The organism is Rhizobium altiplani, from assembly GCF_001542405.1.
In the GTDB taxonomy this organism is placed as follows: Bacteria; Pseudomonadota; Alphaproteobacteria; order Rhizobiales; family Rhizobiaceae; genus Rhizobium; species Rhizobium altiplani.
The window spans coordinates 1-17,703 of the sequence record NZ_LNCD01000049.1 but is presented as its reverse complement, the minus strand read 5'-3'; the positions used below and the strand labels follow the sequence as shown (position 1 = coordinate 17,703).

The window sequence follows — 17,703 nt, the reverse complement described above, 5'->3', positions numbered from 1 at the left end:
GGACGCTTCGATCCGCTTCATGAAGGCGCGCTTCGATCGCGCAGTCGGCGAAGGCGAGCTTCCGACGGAAACCGACACGGATAGTCTTGCCCGCTTCTATTCGGCTGTCGTTCAAGGCATGTCCGCGCAGGCCTGTGATGGAGCATGTACCGTCACACTGAAGCGCTTGGCCGATGTGGCGCTGCGGGCTTGGCCTGGAAAGCATACGGATCGCAAGGCTGAGCGAGAGGTTCGGAACGGACCATGGGCTGCTCCATTCTGCTGCTAGGTAGATGGCGGGGAGGGCTCGAACCATATGATGTCCGAGCCCCAAGCTATAGCAGGCGGCTGATTCCCAGACATTCGCTTTGCGAAAAGCAGCATACAATCCGCTTGCCCCCGAAACTCGAAATAACTATCGAATTTTCGCAAGCGGGTATCTAAATAACTGATTTTTAAGGGAAAACGATGGCACGCCCTAGGGGAGTCGAACCCCTCTTCCCAGAATGAAAATCTGGTGTCCTAACCGATAGACGAAGGGCGCTTCCTTCGTGGTGGCGCCCTTATAGTCAGGCACTTTGAATCCCGCAAGCGGCAAAACCAGAAAAAATCACAATGGCGCGTTTTTTTCTCTCCCTTGAACCTCCGGCGCCTAGAAAAATCTGTCTATCCTTTTGATATTTCGCCGTTATTTCTATATTCACAAGCTCTTCTCAGCATGTGGAAAGTTTTAGGTGACGGGGCGGGCCATGGCCAAGCGCGCCGCATCTCGCCTCAGGCGCGCACCTCGAAGACCATGTTGAAGGGTGTTTCCGTGGCGCGGCGGAAATGCTTGAAGCCGGCATCGAGGGCGACCTTACGCAGCTTGGTTTCCCCGGCCTGCGCGCCGAGTCCGAGGCCGACCTCCTGAGAGAGCGACGCCGGCGTGCAGATCATCGTCGACGCGCCGTAGTAGACGCGGCCGACCGGATTGAGATTGTCCTTCAGGCAGTCGTGGGCGAAGGGCTCGACGACCATCCAGGTTCCATCGGCCGAGAGCGATTCCTTGACATGCTTGCCGGCACCGACCGGATCCCCCATGTCGTGGAGGCAGTCGAACATGGCGATGAGATCGTAGTTCCCCTCCGGAAAGCCGGCAGCGGGCGCCTGTTGGAATGTGACGCGATCTGAGACGCCGGCCTCCTTGGCGGCAGCCTTCGCCCGCTCGATCGACGGGGCGTGATAGTCGAAGCCAAAGAACGTCGAGGCAGGATAGGCCTTAGCCATCAGGATCGTCGAAGCGCCGTGGCCGCAGCCGACATCAGCGACCTTGGCGCCGGCTTTGAGGCGGGCGTCGACGCCCTGGAGCGCCGGAATCCACTCAGCAACCAGATTGTTGTTGTAGCCGGTCCGGAAGAAACGCTCCGTGCCGTGGAACAGGCAGGCGCTGTGTTCGTGCCATCCCACACCCTTGCCGGTGCGGAAGGCGTCAGCCACCTTCGGTTCGTCCGTCCACATGGCCTGCACGACCTGAAAGGCGCCAGCAAAGAAGGCTGGGCTGTCCTCCTCGGCAAAGACCATGGCCTGCTCTGGCGTCAGATGAAAGCGATCGCTCTTCTCGTCATAGCTGACGTAGTCGGCAGCTGCGAGGGCGGACAGCCACTCCCTGATATAACGTTCCTTGATACCTGTTTTCTTCGACAGTTCGGAAGAGTTGCGCGGCTTGCCGTCGGCCATGGCCTTGAACAGGCCGAGGTCATCGCCCAGCACCACCAGCGCTCCGGAGACGGCCGCGCCAACATCGCCGATCAACCTGCCGACGAGTGCATCTACTTTCTGCATGTCAGGTTCGCGCATGTCTTCCTCCCTCGGAAGTGCAGGAAAAGCCAGCCCGGCCGGCACTATACCACCGTCGGCGTTTTGCCGCTAAGCAAACGCCTGCTGCATCGCGGGGATGTTATCCCGTCAGCGGAGCTCGACGGTTGCCCTGAACAAATCTAACGTACTGGTTGCGCCAATTGTCGCGTTGACAAGAAAATTGGCCAGCCTGATAGTTTGATTGCCCCTGGAGGCCTGGAGGAAAGATCATGATCAAGCAGTTGACTATTCTTGCGTCCGTTTCCCTGCTCGGGGCGTTGGCGTTTGCGACGCCGTCCTCGGCGCTGACCATGAAGGAATGCAGCGCGAAGTATAAATCGGCCCAGGCTGACGGATCTGCGAAGAACATGAAGTGGAACGATTTCCGCAAGGCGCAGTGCGGTCCGGATGCGACGGCCGAACCCGATGTCACCCTCAACAGTGGCGAAGAACCGGACAAGCCGACGATGACGGCGCCCAAGGGCGTGTCGTTCCCGACAGCAATTTCACCGAAATACGCCAAGGAAACGCCCGGAAAGGGCCGGATGCATACCTGCGTCGACGCCTACCATCAGAACAAGGATGCGAACACGCTTAATGGCCTGAAGTGGATCCAGAAGGGCGGCGGCTTCTACAGCCTCTGCAATGCCAAGCTGAAGACCTGATCGCTCTCAGGCTCGCCTCGGAAGGCCCCGTCATCGGGGCCTTTTGTTTGTGATGTTATGGCGACGGGTGTGAACCGCCAGAAGTGCCCCGAAACGAAAAGGCCGCCGGAAAAATCCGACGGCCTTGAATTCGTTGTTCGCCAATCGACCTAGTGCAGGATCTGGCTGAGGAACAGCTTGGTGCGTTCGTGCTGCGGATTGTCGAAGAACTCGGCCGGCGAATTCTGCTCGACGATCTGCCCCTGGTCCATGAAGATGACGCGGTTGGCGACCTGACGCGCAAAGCCCATTTCGTGCGTCACGCAGAGCATCGTCATGCCTTCTTCCGCAAGCCCAACCATGGTCTCCAGAACTTCCTTGATCATTTCTGGGTCGAGCGCCGAGGTCGGTTCATCGAAGAGCATGATCTTCGGGTTCATGCAGAGCGAGCGGGCGATCGCCACGCGCTGCTGCTGACCGCCCGAGAGCTGGCCCGGATACTTGTTGGCCTGTTCCGGGATCTTGACGCGCTTCAGGAAGTGCATGGCGACTTCTTCCGCCTGCTTCTTCGGCATCTTGCGCACCCAGATCGGCGCCAACGTGCAGTTTTCCAGGATCGTCAGGTGCGGGAAGAGGTTGAAGTGCTGGAAGACCATGCCGACTTCGCGGCGCACTTCGTCGATCTTCTTGAGGTCGTTGGTGAGTTCGACGCCATCGACGATGATCTGGCCCTTCTGGTGTTCTTCCAGACGGTTGATGCAGCGGATCATCGTCGACTTGCCGGAGCCCGAAGGGCCGGCGATGACGATGCGTTCGCCACGCATCACTTTCAGATTGATGTCGCGCAGAACGTGAAAATCACCGTACCACTTGTTCATGCCGATGATGTCGACGGCAACGTCGGTTGCCGAAACGGTCATCTTCTTTGGTTGAGCCTCAGCCATGTGTTCGTTCCCTTATCTTTTATCGTTTGTGGCCGGTATCGAGATAGCGTTCCATGAAGCCTGAATAGCGCGACATGCCGAAGCAGAACAGCCAAAAGACGAAGCCAGCGAAAATCAGGCCTGTCAAGGGTGTCACCGCGCTCGCCCAGTTGGCGTCCGTGAAGTTGAAACGGACGATACCGAGCAGGTCGAACATGCCGATGATCGACACCAGCGATGTGTCCTTGAACATGCCGATGAATGTATTGACGATGCCCGGGATGACCAGCTTGATCGCCTGCGGCAGGATGATCAGCCGCATTTTCTGCCAGTAGCCGAGCCCGAGCGAGTCGGCCCCTTCGGACTGGCCCTTCGGGATCGCCTGCAGGCCGCCACGGATAACCTCGGCCATGTAGGCGGAGGCGAAGATCGCCACACCGATCAAGGCGCGGAGCAGCTTGTCGATCGTAAAGCCTGTGGGCAGGAACAGCGGAAGCAATACGCTCGCCATGAACAGCACGGTGATCAGCGGTATGCCGCGAATGATCTCGATGAAGCCGACGCAGACCATCTTGATGACAGGCATCTTCGAGCGGCGTCCGAGTGCCAGGATGATGCCGAATGGCAGCGACACGGCGATGCCGACGAAGGAGAGCACCAACGTCACCATCAGGCCGCCCCAGAGCGGCGTATCCACGATTTCGAGCCCGAGGCCGCCATAAAGCAGCCAGAAGGCAAGAAGCGGCAAGACGGCAAACAGCAGAATGGCGTTGGTGCGCTTGAATGGTGCCTTGGGGATCAGCATAGGCACGAGCAGCAGCACGAACAGGATCCCGACGATTGTCGGACGCCAGCGTTCGTCGAGCGGATATCGACCGAAGACGAACTGGTCGAACTTCGCATTGACGAACGCCCAGCAGGCGCCGCTCCAGCCGTCGGGTTGCGTGCCGCCCTGAACGGTGGTTGCACAGAAGGTGCGATCCGTTCCGCTCCAGACGGCCTGGATGAATAGCCAGTTGATGACGTGCGGCAATGCCCATGCGAGCAAGGCAACGGCCAGAGCCGTCAGGACGACGTCTTTCGGCGTAGCCAGCAGGTTCTTGCGGATCCAGGCCAGAGGCCCGCTTTCGCTACGCGGCGCGGGTTCGGCATCGATGAAATTCGTTCGGACGAACGCTTGGTTGGATGTCGACATCTTATCTCTCCACCAAGGCCATCTTGGCGTTGAACCAGTTCATGAACAGCGATGTGAGGATGCTGATGGCGAGATAGACGACCGCCCAGATGAACACGACTTCAATGGCCTGTCCGGTCTGGTTCAGGATCGTACCGCCGACGGCGACGAGATCCGAAAAGCCAATGGCGATCGCGAGCGACGAGTTCTTCGTCAGATTCAGGTACTGGCTGGTGAGTGGCGGAATGATGATGCGCAAAGCCTGCGGAACCACCACGAGGCGCGTGATACTTGATGGATGCAGGCCCAGTGCGCCGGCGGCCTCGGACTGGCCCTTCGGCACACCGCGAATGCCGGCGCGGACGATTTCGGCAATAAATGCCGCCGTATAGAAGGACAGTGCCAGGAACAACGACATGAATTCCGGGCCGATGACGGAGCCGCCGGTGAGATTGAACTTGCCGGCAACTGGCACATCGAACGAAAGCGGCAGGCCGGACAGCAGGAACACCAGAACGGGCAGGCCGACAATCAGCCCGATGGAAGCCCAGATCGTGTGAAATTGCTTACCGGTTGCGGCCTGACGTTTATGCGCCCAGCGCGCGATTATTGCGGCTGCCACGATCCCAACCAGAAATGCCACGCCAACCGCCCACATGCCTTCACCGAAGATCGGCTTCGGGAAGGCGAGCCCGCGATTGTTGAGAAACATGTTGAGCGGCAGGTGCAGCGACTCTCGCGCGCCTGGCAGAACAGCGAGAACGCCCTGATACCAGAAGAAGATGACGAGCAGCGGCGGGATGTTGCGAAATACCTCGACATACACCGTGCAGAGCTTGGCGATCAGCCAATTGTGCGACAGGCGCCCGATGCCGACGACGAAGCCAATGATCGTGGCCGTAATGATGCCGGTCACCGCGACGAGGATTGTATTCAAAAATCCGACCACAAGGGCTCGGCGATACGTCGCATCGCTCGAATATTCGATCAGCGACTGGCCGATGTCGAAGCCGGCGCGCCCGCTCAGAAACCCGAAGCCGGAGGCCGTGCCGGCGCGGGCGAGGTTTTGAGCCGTGTTATGGGCAATCCACCACACGAAGCCGACGATGAGCGCGACGGTCAGAACTTGGAAGAAAATGCCCCGAATCCTCGGGTCGTAAGCCACCGACCGGAAACTCCAGCCAGCGCTTTGCACATGTGACGTGTGCATAGCCTCTTGCGTCATGCCGAGTCTTATCCCCTATGAGCCCGTTTTCGGGCTTTTCTCTTTATATAGGGAAGGCGGCTGACCGCCTTCCCTAGTCTTGACCAGCCGCTTAGCGGACCGGCGGAGCGTACTGGATGCCGCCCTTGTTCCACAGCGCGTTCAGACCACGCTCGATCTTGAGCGGGCTGCCTTTGCCGACGTTGCGCTCGAAGACTTCGCCGTAGTTTCCGACGCCCTTGATGATGTTATAAGCCCATTCATTGGTGAGCCCGAGGTCGGTGCCGATCTTGGTATCGGTTTCCGTGCCGAGGAAGCGCTTGATGTCAGGATTGGCCGAGTTCTTCATTTCATCGACGTTCGCCTGGGTGATGCCGAACTCTTCGGCATTGATGAGGGCATAGGCCGTCCACGACACGATGTCGAACCACTGATCGTCACCCTGACGAACGGCCGGGGCGAGCGGCTCCTTCGAGATGATTTCCGGAAGGATCATGTGCTCGTCTGGGTTCTTCAGCGTCAGACGCAGCGAGTAGAGGCCGGACTGGTCAGTCGTGTAGACGTCGCAGCGACCAGCGTCATAGGCCGCGTTGACCTCTTCAAGCTTCTCGAAAACGACCGGATTGTACTGGAGGTTGTTGGACTTGAAATAGTCGGCAAGGTTCAGTTCCGTCGTCGTGCCGGACTGGACGCAGATGGCAGCACCGGACAGCTCAAGTGCCGACTTCACGTTCAGGCTCTTGCGGACCATGAAGCCCTGGCCGTCGTAGTAGGTGATCGGGCGGAAGTTGAAGCCTTGCGCGGTGTCGCGGTTGATCGTCCAGGTGGTGTTACGCGATAGAAGGTCGACTTCGCCCGACTTCAGCGCCGGGAAACGGTCCTTGGCCGACAGCGGCGTGTACTTCACCTTGGCCGGGTCGCCGAAGACGGCCGAAGCAACTGCCTTGCAGAAGTCGACGTCGAAGCCGGCCCAGTTGCCGGAAGCGTCAGGTTGCGCGAAACCGAGAAGGCCGGTGTTGACGCCGCACTGAATGAAACCCTTTGCCTTCACGTCTTCGAGCGTGGTGGCAGAAGCTGCAGAAGCGCCAACTCCGAAAACTGCTGCGCCGATGGCGACCGACAGAAGCTTAATCTTCATTTTTCCCAACCTTTTCCTTTGTCTTATCTTTCTGTGGGAGCGCTCGCGAAGCAGGCAAACCTCCCAGATGACCCGACACCCTCCCGGCGCGAGTTGGTGCTATCACAGTCGCAAATGTCACTATGGTCAAGTGTCGCGATGAAAGATTGCGTGATATTTCGGCAATTCACTAATTGAGGCGCATAAAATGCGCAGATGGCTATCGAAATGGCAGCATCTTGCCAAAAAAAACCGCGCAAAACCGCTGATATATCTGAGGAATTTGCATGGCAGGGATGCTGTGCGAGTGCTGGCTACGGGGTTGACCGATCGTTTTGCGCGGTCCAAGAGTTTGGCTGCATCCCACCGCCAAAGGCATTTCCGATATGATAGATAAAGAAGGCCTGCTTCAGAACGCCGGCATCAACACGCGCCTTTCCCACCTCGGCAACGATCCGGCCGAATACCACGGTTTCGTCAATCCGCCCGTTGTCCACGCCTCCACGGTCCTCTTTCCAAATGCGAGGACGATGGAGACACGGGGACAGAAGTATACGTATGCAACGCGCGGTACCCCGACGACGGATGCGCTTTGCGAGGCGATCGATGCGCTGGAAGGGTCCGCTGGGACTATCCTCGTGCCCTCGGGCCTTGCAGCTGTTACCGTCCCGTTCCTGGCGTTCCTGTCGGCCGGTGACCATGCGTTGATCGTCGATTCGGTCTATGGACCGACCCGTCATTTCTGCGACACGATGCTGAAGCGTCTCGGTGTAGAAGTAGACTATTACGATCCGCTGGTCGGTGCGGGCATCGAAGCGCTGATCAAGCCGAACACCAAGCTCGTTCATACGGAAGCGCCTGGCTCGAATACCTTCGAAATGCAGGACATTCCGGCGATTGCCGCGGTCGCCCACAAGCACGGGGCCGTGGTAACGATGGATAACACCTGGGCGACGCCTGTTTATTTCAGGCCGCTCGACTTCGGTGTCGATGTCTCGATTCACGCCGCCACCAAATACCCGTCCGGGCACTCGGACATCCTGATGGGAACAGTCTCGGCAAACGCCAAATACTGGCCGCAGCTGCACGAAGCGAACATTACGCTCGGCATTTGCGGAGCGCCTGACGACGCCTATCAGATCCTGCGTGGATTGCGGACCATGGGCGTGCGCCTGGAGCGACACTATGAAAGTGCGCTCACGATCGCCAAATGGCTGGAGGGCAGGGAGGACGTCGCCAAGGTGCTGCATCCGGCGCTGCCGAGCTTCCCGTCGCACGAATTGTGGAAGCGCGATTTCAAGGGCGCGAGCGGCATCTTCTCTTTCGTGCTTGCCGTGGACGCGCCGGAAAAATTCAAGGTCAAGGCGCACGCCTTCCTCGACGCGCTGCAAATCTTCGGCCTGGGTTGGTCATGGGGCGGGTTCGAGAGCCTCGCGCTTCACGTCAACCTGAGCGATCGCCGTATCTGCAAGGCGCCCGCCGAGGGGCCGGTCATGCGTCTCCAGATCGGGCTTGAGGATGTCGTCGATATCAAGGCCGATATCGAGCGCGGTTTCGCCGCGGCAAAAGCCGTCTGATCAAGTGCCGGCGCGGTAGCCGTAAATCCAGTCGAGATCCGCCGCGAGACTTTGCGGCGGCCGCAGCGCCAGAACGATGTCCCGGCCGATGCGCATCGGCCCGCGGGCGTGATAGGCAAACTGGTTGAATGCACCGCGCTGGCGCAGCCGCGCAATCCGCGGCGTGCGATGCGCTTCGAACAACCGCAGGGCTTCGGCGACGGGATGCGACGGGGCAAACAGCGCAAGCTCGTAAGCGTCTTCGATTGCCATTGCGGCACCCTGCGCCGCGAAAGGCATCATTGCGTGTGCGGCGTCGCCGATGAGGACGCAGTTGTGGCCGTCGTGCCAACGCCCGTTCGTCGTTTCGTACAAGGGCCAGAAGGTGACGTCGCCTGTCTTGGCGAATAGTTCGACGATCGCAGGATGCCACCGAGAAAAACGCGACAGCAGTTGCTGACGCTGGGCTTCCGTCGGCTGGTTGGTCCAGTCGTGCGATGCGGCATTGCCGGCGGTGATCGCCACCATATTGAAACGGTTGGCTTCCCTGAGCGGATAACACACGAGATGCGCTGAGGGACCAAGGATGGCAGAGACGCTCGTCCGTTCAAGAAAGGCGGGCGCATTTGCGGCGTCAACGGTGAAACGGTAGGCGATGTTGCCGGAGAACCGCGGCGAGGGGCTGCCTTCGATGCTTTCCCGAACCTGCGACCAGACGCCGTCGGCGCCAATCAGAAGGTCTGCTTGGCGGTCTGACAATGGCCGGCCCTTGATCTGCGCGCCTAGATGCATCTGGCAGAGCGGCTCGTTGGCGACGGCGTCGAGCAGGGTTTGCTGCAGCGTGGAGCGATGCAGGACGCCGTAGGGAGCACCCCAGCGGGCGCGTGCAAAGCTCCCGGCGGGAACGGCTGCCAGCAGGCGCAGTGAGGTTCCGGATATCAGCTGGATGGAGTCCGGCTCGAGCCAGGCGTCGGTCAGGCGCGCGAGTACTCCCAACTCGGCCAGAATGCGTGACGCATTGGGCGAAATCTGCAGACCGGCGCCGACCTCGGTCAGTTCCGGCGCCTGCTCGAAAATCTCGGAACTGATGCCGCGCCGTGCCAAAGCAAGTGCAGCTGTAAGGCCCGCTATGCCCGCGCCAACGATGGCGGCATGTTTAGCCGGCATAGGCTTTCCGATCTCGAAATGGGTGTCAGGCGGCCTTGACGTGGAAGACGCAGCCAGCCGGATTGGTCTGGGTTGCCTTCAGCGCACCATTGAAACGGTAGAGGGTCGAGCAGTAGGAGCAGACCTTCTCGTTCTCATCGCCCATGTCGATGAAGATGTGGGGATGATCGAACGGAACGGAGGCACCGGTGCACATGAACTCTTTCACGCCGACTTCGATAACGCGGTGTCCGCCGTCGTTCTGGAAGTGGGGAATGTTGTGGCCGGCCATGTCTGTCTCCGAATGCTTTGTAACGTGCGCGGACCTTATAGTCCTTCACCGCAAATGTGTAGAGCCAAAGAGCGCTCGGACGCACAGTTTTTGCACCTGCGAGGGTTTCAGTTCTCTGACCTATAAAATATGGTCCGGCAAAAAAGGACAGTCCGATGAACTTGAATACGCCCGCTTTTTCCAGCTTGACGCATGATGGGCTGAAGCTTGCCTTCTTCGATGAAGGCGATCCGGGCGGCGCTCCCGTGCTGTTGATCCACGGTTTTGCTTCCAGCGCCAACGTCAACTGGGTTCATCCCGGCTGGCTGAAGACCCTGGGCGACGAGGGCTACCGAGTCATAGCTATCGACAACCGCGGACACGGTGCAAGCGACAAGCCAAGGGATGCCGAGGCCTACCGTCCCTGGCATATGGCAAGCGATGCGATTGCGCTGCTTGATCACCTTGGGATTCCGGAAGCCAACCTGATGGGCTACTCGATGGGAGCACGCATTTCCGTTTTTGCGGCACTTGCGCACCCCGACCGGGTCCGCTCGCTGGTCCTCGGCGGTCTTGGGATCGGCATGACGGATGGTGTCGGCGATTGGGATCCGATTGCGGATGCCTTGCTGGCTCCGTCGCTCGACGATGTCTCTCATGATCGCGGACGCATGTTCCGGGCCTTCGCCGATCAGACGAAGAGTGACCGTGACGCACTCGCCGCCTGTATCAAGGGATCTCGCGACCTCGTGGCACGCTCCGACATGGCGAAAATCGAGGCGCCGACCTTGATCGGCGTTGGAACGAAGGACGACATTGCGGGTTCAGCCCAGGAACTGGCTGCGCTGATGCCGCATGCCCAGGCGCTTGATATTCCCGGCCGCGATCACATGCTGGCCGTCGGAGACCGGGTTTTTAAGAAGGCGGTGCTGGAGTTTTACGCCAAAGTCGCCGGATAGTGACTTGCCTCCATGCCGGTGCTGCGGGACAAAGGATTCCCCAAGTGCCCATTTATGTTAACAGGTTTTTGCCCTATATAGAGCCGAGCCTACGCATACGAGGAGACCTTTCATGGTCGCAAAGACAGACATTCGCTCTCTTGAGACTGGCAATCCTCTCAAGGTGATGGATCCGATCTGGGACAGCCTGCGAGAGGAAGCGCGTGTTGCCGCGGAAACCGATCCGGTGCTGGCCGCATTTCTCTATTCGACCGTGCTGAATTATCGGTCGCTCGAAGAGTGCGTGATCTACCGCATCTGTGAACGTCTCGATCATCCGGACATGCAAGCGATCCTGCTGCGCCAGACCTTCGATCAGATGCTGGAGGATTGGCCGGAGTGGAGCGCGATCCTGCGGGTCGACATTCAGGCGATCTACGACCGAGACCCCGCATGCCTGCGTTTCATGGAAGCCGTGCTCTATTTCAAGGGATTCCACGCGCTGCAGACGCACCGCCTGGCGCATTGGCTGCTGAACCGCGGCCGCCGCGATCTGGCGCTCTATCTGCAGAGCAGATCCTCGAGCGTGTTCCAGACCGACATCAATCCCGCAGCGCGTATCGGCAGGGGCATTTTCCTTGACCATGCCACCGGGTTGGTCGTCGGCGAAACCGCTGTGATCGGCGACAACGTGTCGATCCTGCATGGTGTCACCCTTGGCGGCACCGGCAAGGAAGGCTCGGATCGGCATCCGAAGATCGGCAGCGGTGTCCTGATCGGCGCCGGCGCCAAGATTCTTGGCAACATCGAGGTTGGTTATTGCTCGCGCATTGCCGCTGGCTCTGTCGTGCTGAAGGCAGTGCCGCCGAAGACGACCGTGGCGGGCGTGCCGGCCAAAGTGGTCGGAGAAGCCGGGTGTTCGGAACCGTCGCGAATTATGGATCAGGTGATCGGCGCGGATATCTGAGCCGCTTACCGTCTTAACAGTACGACATATCGGCGGGGATAGCGTTCGCGCGTCTGTCCCCGCGCCTTTACAGCGCCGTCTTTCCCATGCAAGAAGCGGCCAACCGAGACCGCTCAGGAGATGCAGTGTGAAGCCCGAAGAAATCAAGAAGCTCGACGCCTATTTCAAGCGCACGTTCAACCCGCAGGTGATCGTCAAGGCACGCCCGCGAAAGAACGATTCCGCGGAAGTCTATCTCGGCGAAGAATTTCTGGGTGTCGTCTATATCGATGACGAGGACGGCGACCGCTCCTATAATTTCTCGATGGCAATCCTCGACGTTGATCTTTGATTTGTGATTGACGGGCGGCCTCGCCGCCCGTCTGCCATGTCGCGCCCGCGAGCGGCTGGCTTCTCAAGGCAAGTCGCTCGATCGATCTGCAGCGCGGCTCAGGCCTTGATCCCGCAAACCTCCGATTGTTTCTTTTCGCAGGGCAATCTTAGCGGAAAATAGGCTGCCTTCTCTGGACCACTCCGTCGAATGCTCCATCTCCTCTTCTGAGCATGTGCTCTGGCGCTAAGGAGGGATGCTGAGAATGGGTATTTTCGACAAGATCAAGCACGCGATTTTTGGTGAAGCCGTGGCCGCTCCGGTCACACCGTCCGCGACACCCACGCCACCGCCGACCGCAGCAGCGCCAAGCGCCGCGCCCTCAGCCCCATCGCAGCCGACACCGGCCACCGCTTCGCCCGCCGCAGCTGCGATCGATATCGTGCCGCTGCTCGATGCCGCTGTGAAGAAGAGCGGACAGAAGCTGGATTGGCGCCGTTCGATCGTCGATCTTATGAAGGCTGTCGGTATGGACGCGAGCCTTGCTGAGCGCAAGGAACTTGCGGCAGAGCTTGGCTTTACCGGCGATCCGCACGACACCGCCACCATGAACATGTTCCTGCACAAGGCATTGATGAAACGGCTTGCCGAGAATGGCGGAAAAGTTCCGGCAGACCTCCTTGATTGACAGCTCAATGCTGGCGGCGCCGCACCGAAATTCTTCGAAAGCTCTTGGTTGCGGCGCTCCTGATATATTTTAGCAAAATCAACTATTGGAGATGGTGTCGTTGTGTCCTGCCCGAAGAAAACAGACGTGGATGAAAGTTAGGGTTGTTTTGCAATGCACAATCGTGCTTGACTATTTGTGCGTTGCAGCTACGCTTCATCCTGCTTGCAAAGGCCAAGGAGGATGATGGTCATGTTGAATTTCGATGACGCCAACCGGAAGAGCAAGGAAGCCATGGATACCATGCTGAAAAGCTATTCGGACACAGCCAAGGGCTTCCAGGCGATTGCCGCTGAAGCCGTGGAGTATTCCAAGAAGTCCTTTCAGGACACGGTCACACATTTTGAAAGTCTTTCCGGAGCACGCAGCTTTGAAGCTGCCTTCGAGTTGCAGACCAACTATGTGAAAAGCGCATACGAGAACTTCGTGAGCGAGGCGACCAAGCTCGGCGAAATGTATTCCGATCTCGCCAAAAGCGCTTACAAACCATACGAAGCGCCTGTTGCTGCAGCGACCGCGAAGGCGACGAAAGCAGCCACAGTTGTCGCGCCCGCAGCGGCGTAACGATAGGCGGCAATCGCCGCATAGCCCTTGAAAATCGAGGACCGGCTACGCATCTGCGGCCGGTCTTTTCTTTTTTCGCGACGTCCGTCATCTGCTTTCGCCAGTTTCTGTGTCTTTGCGTCGGCACCGGCCGAAATGTGATTGCAGTGTGAAACGAGGGGCTTAAAATCGCGCAAGGATGGACTAAGTTAGTAGTTCGAATATTCGGTGGGTAATCACGCCTCCTAGGCCCACCGGAATGATCGAGGAATGATAGAAAATGATCGCCAAGCCGATCCGGATGCAAAACGACAGCGAAAGGAACGGGGACAACGGAAATCGCGGAACCTCGGTCATCACGCGCACGAAGCCAAAGACCAAGAAGCCCAATCTCTACCGCGTGCTGCTCCTGAATGACGATTACACACCCATGGAATTTGTCATTCATATCCTCGAGCGTTTTTTTCAGAAGGATCGTGAAAGTGCCACCCGCATCATGCTCCACGTCCACAACCACGGCGTCGGTGAATGCGGGATATTTACATACGAGGTGGCGGAGACGAAGGTGAGCCAGGTGATGGACTTCGCCCGACAGCACCAGCATCCGCTGCAATGCGTCATGGAAAAGAAGTGAGGATCTGAACGTGCCAACATTTTCGCCTAGTCTTGAGAAGGCGCTCCATCAGGCACTGACCTTTGCCAACGAGCGGCATCATGAATATGCCACGCTCGAGCATTTGCTGCTCGCCCTAATCGACGATGCCGATGCGGCCGCGGTCATGGGTGCCTGCAATGTCGACCTCGACGCGCTGCGCAAAACGCTTGTTGAATATGTCGATAACGAACTTTCCAATTTGGTCACTGGCTATGACGAGGATTCCAAGCCGACATCAGGCTTCCAGCGTGTCATCCAGCGAGCGGTGATCCATGTGCAGTCTTCCGGTCGCGAAGAGGTTACGGGGGCAAACGTCCTTGTTGCCATTTTCGCCGAGCGCGAGAGCCATGCTGCCTACTTCCTGCAGGAGCAGGAAATGACCCGCTACGACGCCGTCAACTATATCTCGCACGGGATCGGCAAGCGGCCGGGCTCGTCCGAGTCCCGTCCGCCGCGTGGCGCGGACGACGGCGAGTCCGAGAGCAAGCCGGCTTCTCGCAACAGCGGTGATCAGGAGGAGGGCGGTCCGAAGAAACAGCAGGACGCCCTGAAGGCCTACTGCGTGAACCTCAACGAGAAAGCCAAAAGCGGCAAGATCGATCCGCTGATCGGCCGCCAGGCTGAAGTCAACCGCACCATCCAGGTTCTGTGCCGTCGCTCGAAGAATAACCCGCTCTACGTCGGTGATCCCGGCGTCGGCAAAACGGCGATTGCCGAGGGCCTTGCCAAGCGCATTGTCGAGGGCAAGGTGCCGGAAGCGCTGGCCGATGCCACCATCTTCTCGCTGGATATGGGCACGCTGCTGGCCGGCACACGCTATCGCGGCGATTTCGAGGAGCGCCTGAAGCAGGTCGTCAAGGAACTGGAAGAATATCCGGGCGCCGTACTGTTCATCGACGAGATCCACACCGTCATCGGGGCGGGTGCGACGTCGGGCGGCGCGATGGATGCATCGAACCTGCTGAAGCCGGCTCTGTCCTCGGGCGCGATCCGCTGCATCGGTTCGACCACCTATAAGGAATACCGCCAGTTCTTCGAGAAGGACCGTGCCCTGGTTCGTCGTTTCCAGAAGATCGACGTCAATGAACCTTCGATCGACGATGCGATCGAGATCATGAAGGGCCTGAAGCCTTACTTCGAGGAATATCATCACCTGCGTTATTCGAACGAAGCGATCAAGACCGCCGTCGAGCTGTCCGCCCGTTACATTTCGGACCGCAAGCTGCCTGACAAGGCAATCGATGTGATCGATGAGACTGGTGCTGCTCAGATGCTGCTGCCGCCGTCCAAGCGCCGCAAGCTGATCACCGAGAAGGAGATCGAGGCGACGGTCGCGACGATGGCGCGAATCCCGCCGAAGACAGTGTCGAAGGACGACGAAGCCGTTCTTGCCAATCTCGAGCAGGAACTGCGCTCGGTCGTCTACGGCCAGGACAATGCGATCGAAGCGTTGTCGACGTCGATCAAGCTCGCCCGTGCGGGCCTGCGTGAACCGAACAAGCCGATTGGCTCCTACGTCTTTTCCGGCCCGACAGGCGTCGGCAAGACCGAGGTTGCAAAGCAGCTGGCGTCGTCTTTGGGTGTTGAGCTTCTGCGCTTCGACATGTCCGAGTACATGGAGCGGCACACGGTATCGCGCCTGCTCGGTGCACCTCCCGGCTATGTCGGCTTCGACCAGGGCGGTCTCCTGACCGATGGCGTTGACCAGCATCCGCATTGCGTTGTGCTGCTCGATGAGATCGAGAAGGCGCATCCCGACATCTACAACATCCTGTTGCAGGTGATGGACCACGGCGCGCTGACGGACCACAACGGCAAGAAGATCGACTTCCGCAACGTCATCCTGATCATGACGACCAACGCGGGCGCATCGGAGATGGCCAAGGCCGCGATTGGCTTCGGGTCGTCCAAGCGGACAGGCGAAGACGAAGAGGCGCTGACCCGCCTGTTCACGCCCGAGTTCCGCAACCGCCTCGACGCGATCATCCCGTTCGCGGCGCTGCCGACGGAAGTCATCTACAAGGTCGTGCAGAAGTTCATCATGCAGCTCGAAGCACAGCTTTCCGAACGGAACGTCACCTTCGATCTGCACAAGGACGCCATCGCCTGGCTGGCCGAGAAGGGTTACGACGACAAGATGGGTGCTCGCCCGCTTGCCCGCGTCATCCAGGACGTCATCAAGAAGCCGCTTGCCAACGAGATCCTCTTCGGCAAGCTGCGCAAGGGCGGCGTCGTCAACGTCACGGTCGGTCCGAAGGAAGATGGCAAGCCCGGCATCATCCTCGAAGCTGTGTCGGACAGCGCTCCGATCAAGCCGAAGCCGGAAGTCGAAGTCGTCCATTCCGAGGCCGATGATGAGGATGACGGCGAGTTGAAGACGAAGGCCCGCCCGAGAAAGGCAACGGCCAAGAAGGCGAAGGCAGCAGCCGAACCGGTAACCAAGAGCTTGCCCAAGAAGGGAAGCGCGGTTCCGAGGGTTCCGAAGAAGTAAACTGAGCAAAAGGCCGCCTCGTTGAGGCGGCCTCAGACTGCTGACAAACCCCTGGCCTCGTCCAGGGGTTTGTGATTCACTGGGTCATGTTGAAGAAACCTGCTCCCGAACAGACGGCTCTCGAGATGGTGACGCTCGATCAGCTTGTTCCGAAGGATCACCTGCTTCGCAAGATCGACGCGGTAATCGACTTTTCCTTCATCCATGATCGGGTTGCCGGTCTTTACTGTGCTGATAACGGCCGCCCGCCGCTCGATCCGACCTTGATGTTCAAGGCGCTGTTCATCGGTTACCTGTTCGGCGTGCGCTCGGAGCGTCAGTTGGTGCGCGAGATCGAGGTCAACGTCGCCTACCGCTGGTTCTTGCGGCTGAAGCTGACGGATCCCGTGTTCGACGCCTCGACCCTGTCGCAGAACCGCCGCCGGCGCTTCAACGACACGTCGGTGGCCCAGGACATCTTTGATCATATCGTCAGCCAGGCGATCGCCCACAAGCTGGTCGATGGCACGGTGCTTTACACGGATTCAACGCATCTGAAGGCGAATGCCAACAAGGGCAAATACGATCTTGCGATGATCGAAAAGTCGCGGGCCGATTATTGGGCCGATCTCGACCGGGCGATCGAGGCGGAGCGGACGCTGCACGGGCAAAAGCCGCTGAAGGACAAAGAGCGTGAGCCGCAGGTGAAGGAAATCAAGGTGTCGCGCACCGATCCCGACAGCGGCTACATGGTGCGCGACGGCAAGCCGAAGGGCTTCTTCTATCTCGACCACCGCACGGTCGACGGCAAGCTTGCGATCATCACCGACACCCATGTGACGCCGGCCAATGTGCATGACAGTATCGTCTATCTCGAGCGGCTCGACCGGCAGCGGGAGCGGTTCGGCTTCGAGGTCGGCGCCGTCGGCCTGGATGCCGGCTATGCCACGTCCGGCATCGCCAAGGGGCTGGAGGACCGCCAGATCCTAGGCGTCACCGGCTATCGCAATCCGACCCCACCCAAAGATGGCATGATGCGCAAGTCGAAGTTCGACTATGAGCCCGAGACGGACGGTTATCGCTGCCCCGAAGGCCAACTGCTCGCCTATGCCACCACCGACCGCAACGGTTATCGCCACTACACATCCGACCCGGCGATCTGCCAAACCTGTCCGCTGCTCGCCTCCTGCACATCAAACACCAAGGCGGTGCGCACCATCACCCGCCATGTCTGGGCCGATGC

General features: G+C 59.3%; 17 protein-coding genes, 1 tRNA gene and 1 pseudogene. 11 read left to right on the top strand and 8 right to left on the bottom strand.

The features are described 5' to 3' along the window. Nucleotides 1-268, top strand: a pseudogene (locus tag AS026_RS41120) (hypothetical protein); the annotation flags it as partial. Between the two features lie 180 nt (nt 269-448). Here the strand turns inward: AS026_RS41120 and AS026_RS09935 are convergent. Together AS026_RS09935 and AS026_RS09930 are read right to left on the bottom strand one after the other, a co-directional pair. After that, nucleotides 449-523: transfer RNA gene (locus tag AS026_RS09935), tRNA-Glu, on the bottom strand. Nucleotides 524-753: 230 nt separating this feature from the next. Next, entirely contained in the window at nt 754-1,815 is a 1,062-nt protein-coding gene (locus tag AS026_RS09930; RefSeq protein ID WP_062369564.1) for a class I SAM-dependent methyltransferase, read from the bottom strand. A gap of 230 nt (nt 1,816-2,045) precedes the next feature. On the opposite strand from AS026_RS09930, the gene AS026_RS09925 reads away from it, so the two are divergent. Continuing rightward, nucleotides 2,046-2,480 (top strand): hypothetical protein, encoded by a 435-nt coding sequence (locus AS026_RS09925; protein WP_018859943.1) that lies wholly within the window; start codon nt 2,046-2,048, stop codon nt 2,478-2,480. A gap of 149 nt (nt 2,481-2,629) precedes the next feature. Here AS026_RS09925 and AS026_RS09920 read toward each other — a convergent pair whose 3' ends face one another. The 4 genes from AS026_RS09920 to AS026_RS09905 all read right to left on the bottom strand — a co-directional run bounded on the left by AS026_RS09920 (nt 2,630) and on the right by AS026_RS09905 (nt 6,898). Further along, complete coding sequence (locus AS026_RS09920; protein WP_018859941.1) at nt 2,630-3,403, bottom strand: amino acid ABC transporter ATP-binding protein; 774 nt, start codon at nt 3,401-3,403, stop codon at nt 2,630-2,632. A 19-nt stretch (nt 3,404-3,422) separates the two neighbouring features. Next, a complete protein-coding gene (locus tag AS026_RS09915; protein WP_062369563.1) occupies nt 3,423-4,577 on the bottom strand; it encodes an amino acid ABC transporter permease in 1,155 nt (384 codons plus the stop codon). A gap of 1 nt (nt 4,578) precedes the next feature. Continuing rightward, nucleotides 4,579-5,781: an amino acid ABC transporter permease gene (locus AS026_RS09910; protein WP_062369562.1), complete on the bottom strand. Its 1,203-nt coding sequence runs from the start codon at nt 5,779-5,781 to the stop codon at nt 4,579-4,581. Between the two features lie 91 nt (nt 5,782-5,872). Next, nucleotides 5,873-6,898, bottom strand: a complete 1,026-nt coding sequence (locus AS026_RS09905; protein ID WP_018859938.1) for an amino acid ABC transporter substrate-binding protein — start codon at nt 6,896-6,898, stop codon at nt 5,873-5,875. Nucleotides 6,899-7,263: 365 nt separating this feature from the next. On the opposite strand from AS026_RS09905, the gene AS026_RS09900 reads away from it, so the two are divergent. Beyond that, a complete protein-coding gene (locus AS026_RS09900) occupies nt 7,264-8,454 on the top strand; it encodes a cystathionine beta-lyase (protein WP_062369561.1) in 1,191 nt (396 codons plus the stop codon). On the opposite strand, the gene AS026_RS09895 is transcribed toward AS026_RS09900, so the two are convergent. Both AS026_RS09895 and AS026_RS09890 read right to left on the bottom strand, forming a co-directional pair. After that, nucleotides 8,455-9,600 (bottom strand): FAD-dependent monooxygenase, encoded by a 1,146-nt coding sequence (locus AS026_RS09895; RefSeq protein ID WP_062369560.1) that lies wholly within the window; start codon nt 9,598-9,600, stop codon nt 8,455-8,457. A gap of 25 nt (nt 9,601-9,625) precedes the next feature. Beyond that, entirely contained in the window at nt 9,626-9,871 is a 246-nt protein-coding gene (locus AS026_RS09890; RefSeq protein WP_018859934.1) for a zinc-finger domain-containing protein, read from the bottom strand. 155 nt (nt 9,872-10,026) lie between these two features. Here AS026_RS09890 and AS026_RS09885 point away from each other — a divergent pair, with 155 nt between their 5' ends. The 8 genes from AS026_RS09885 to AS026_RS09850 form a co-directional block, all read left to right on the top strand. Continuing rightward, a complete protein-coding gene (locus AS026_RS09885) occupies nt 10,027-10,809 on the top strand; it encodes an alpha/beta fold hydrolase (RefSeq protein ID WP_025659052.1) in 783 nt (260 codons plus the stop codon). A gap of 112 nt (nt 10,810-10,921) precedes the next feature. Continuing rightward, nucleotides 10,922-11,755 (top strand): serine O-acetyltransferase, encoded by an 834-nt coding sequence (gene cysE, locus AS026_RS09880; RefSeq protein WP_025659051.1) that lies wholly within the window; start codon nt 10,922-10,924, stop codon nt 11,753-11,755. A gap of 127 nt (nt 11,756-11,882) precedes the next feature. Continuing rightward, on the top strand, nt 11,883-12,086 hold the full coding sequence (locus AS026_RS09875) for a DUF3126 family protein (protein WP_007532353.1): 204 nt from the start codon (nt 11,883-11,885) through the stop codon (nt 12,084-12,086). A gap of 244 nt (nt 12,087-12,330) precedes the next feature. Beyond that, a complete protein-coding gene (locus AS026_RS09870; RefSeq protein WP_062369559.1) occupies nt 12,331-12,753 on the top strand; it encodes a DUF3597 domain-containing protein in 423 nt (140 codons plus the stop codon). A 231-nt stretch (nt 12,754-12,984) separates the two neighbouring features. After that, nucleotides 12,985-13,356, top strand: coding sequence for a phasin family protein (locus tag AS026_RS09865; protein ID WP_025659049.1), 372 nt, complete (start codon nt 12,985-12,987; stop codon nt 13,354-13,356). 259 nt (nt 13,357-13,615) lie between these two features. After that, the gene (gene clpS / locus AS026_RS09860) at nt 13,616-13,969 is read left to right on the top strand and encodes an ATP-dependent Clp protease adapter ClpS (RefSeq protein WP_008526939.1); all 354 of its coding nucleotides are present in this window, start codon (nt 13,616-13,618) and stop codon (nt 13,967-13,969) included. A 10-nt stretch (nt 13,970-13,979) separates the two neighbouring features. Next, on the top strand, nt 13,980-16,481 hold the full coding sequence (gene clpA, locus AS026_RS09855; RefSeq protein ID WP_062369558.1) for an ATP-dependent Clp protease ATP-binding subunit ClpA: 2,502 nt from the start codon (nt 13,980-13,982) through the stop codon (nt 16,479-16,481). A gap of 86 nt (nt 16,482-16,567) precedes the next feature. After that, the coding region (locus tag AS026_RS09850) for an IS1182 family transposase (RefSeq protein WP_062368615.1) at nt 16,568-17,703 on the top strand (1,136 nt) is incomplete at its 3' end.

Coding starts and splice junctions, on each gene's coding strand:
- AS026_RS09930 (WP_062369564.1), bottom strand. CDS start 1,815: ATGCGCGAACCTGACATGCAGAAAGTAGATGCACTCGTCGGCAGGTTG.
- AS026_RS09925 (WP_018859943.1), top strand. CDS start 2,046: ATGATCAAGCAGTTGACTATTCTTGCGTCCGTTTCCCTGCTCGGGGCG.
- AS026_RS09920 (WP_018859941.1), bottom strand. CDS start 3,403: ATGGCTGAGGCTCAACCAAAGAAGATGACCGTTTCGGCAACCGACGTT.
- AS026_RS09915 (WP_062369563.1), bottom strand. CDS start 4,577: ATGTCGACATCCAACCAAGCGTTCGTCCGAACGAATTTCATCGATGCC.
- AS026_RS09910 (WP_062369562.1), bottom strand. CDS start 5,781: ATGACGCAAGAGGCTATGCACACGTCACATGTGCAAAGCGCTGGCTGG.
- AS026_RS09905 (WP_018859938.1), bottom strand. CDS start 6,898: ATGAAGATTAAGCTTCTGTCGGTCGCCATCGGCGCAGCAGTTTTCGGA.
- AS026_RS09900 (WP_062369561.1), top strand. CDS start 7,264: ATGATAGATAAAGAAGGCCTGCTTCAGAACGCCGGCATCAACACGCGC.
- AS026_RS09895 (WP_062369560.1), bottom strand. CDS start 9,600: ATGCCGGCTAAACATGCCGCCATCGTTGGCGCGGGCATAGCGGGCCTT.
- AS026_RS09890 (WP_018859934.1), bottom strand. CDS start 9,871: ATGGCCGGCCACAACATTCCCCACTTCCAGAACGACGGCGGACACCGC.
- AS026_RS09885 (WP_025659052.1), top strand. CDS start 10,027: ATGAACTTGAATACGCCCGCTTTTTCCAGCTTGACGCATGATGGGCTG.
- cysE (WP_025659051.1), top strand. CDS start 10,922: ATGGTCGCAAAGACAGACATTCGCTCTCTTGAGACTGGCAATCCTCTC.
- AS026_RS09870 (WP_062369559.1), top strand. CDS start 12,331: ATGGGTATTTTCGACAAGATCAAGCACGCGATTTTTGGTGAAGCCGTG.
- AS026_RS09865 (WP_025659049.1), top strand. CDS start 12,985: ATGTTGAATTTCGATGACGCCAACCGGAAGAGCAAGGAAGCCATGGAT.
- clpS (WP_008526939.1), top strand. CDS start 13,616: ATGATCGCCAAGCCGATCCGGATGCAAAACGACAGCGAAAGGAACGGG.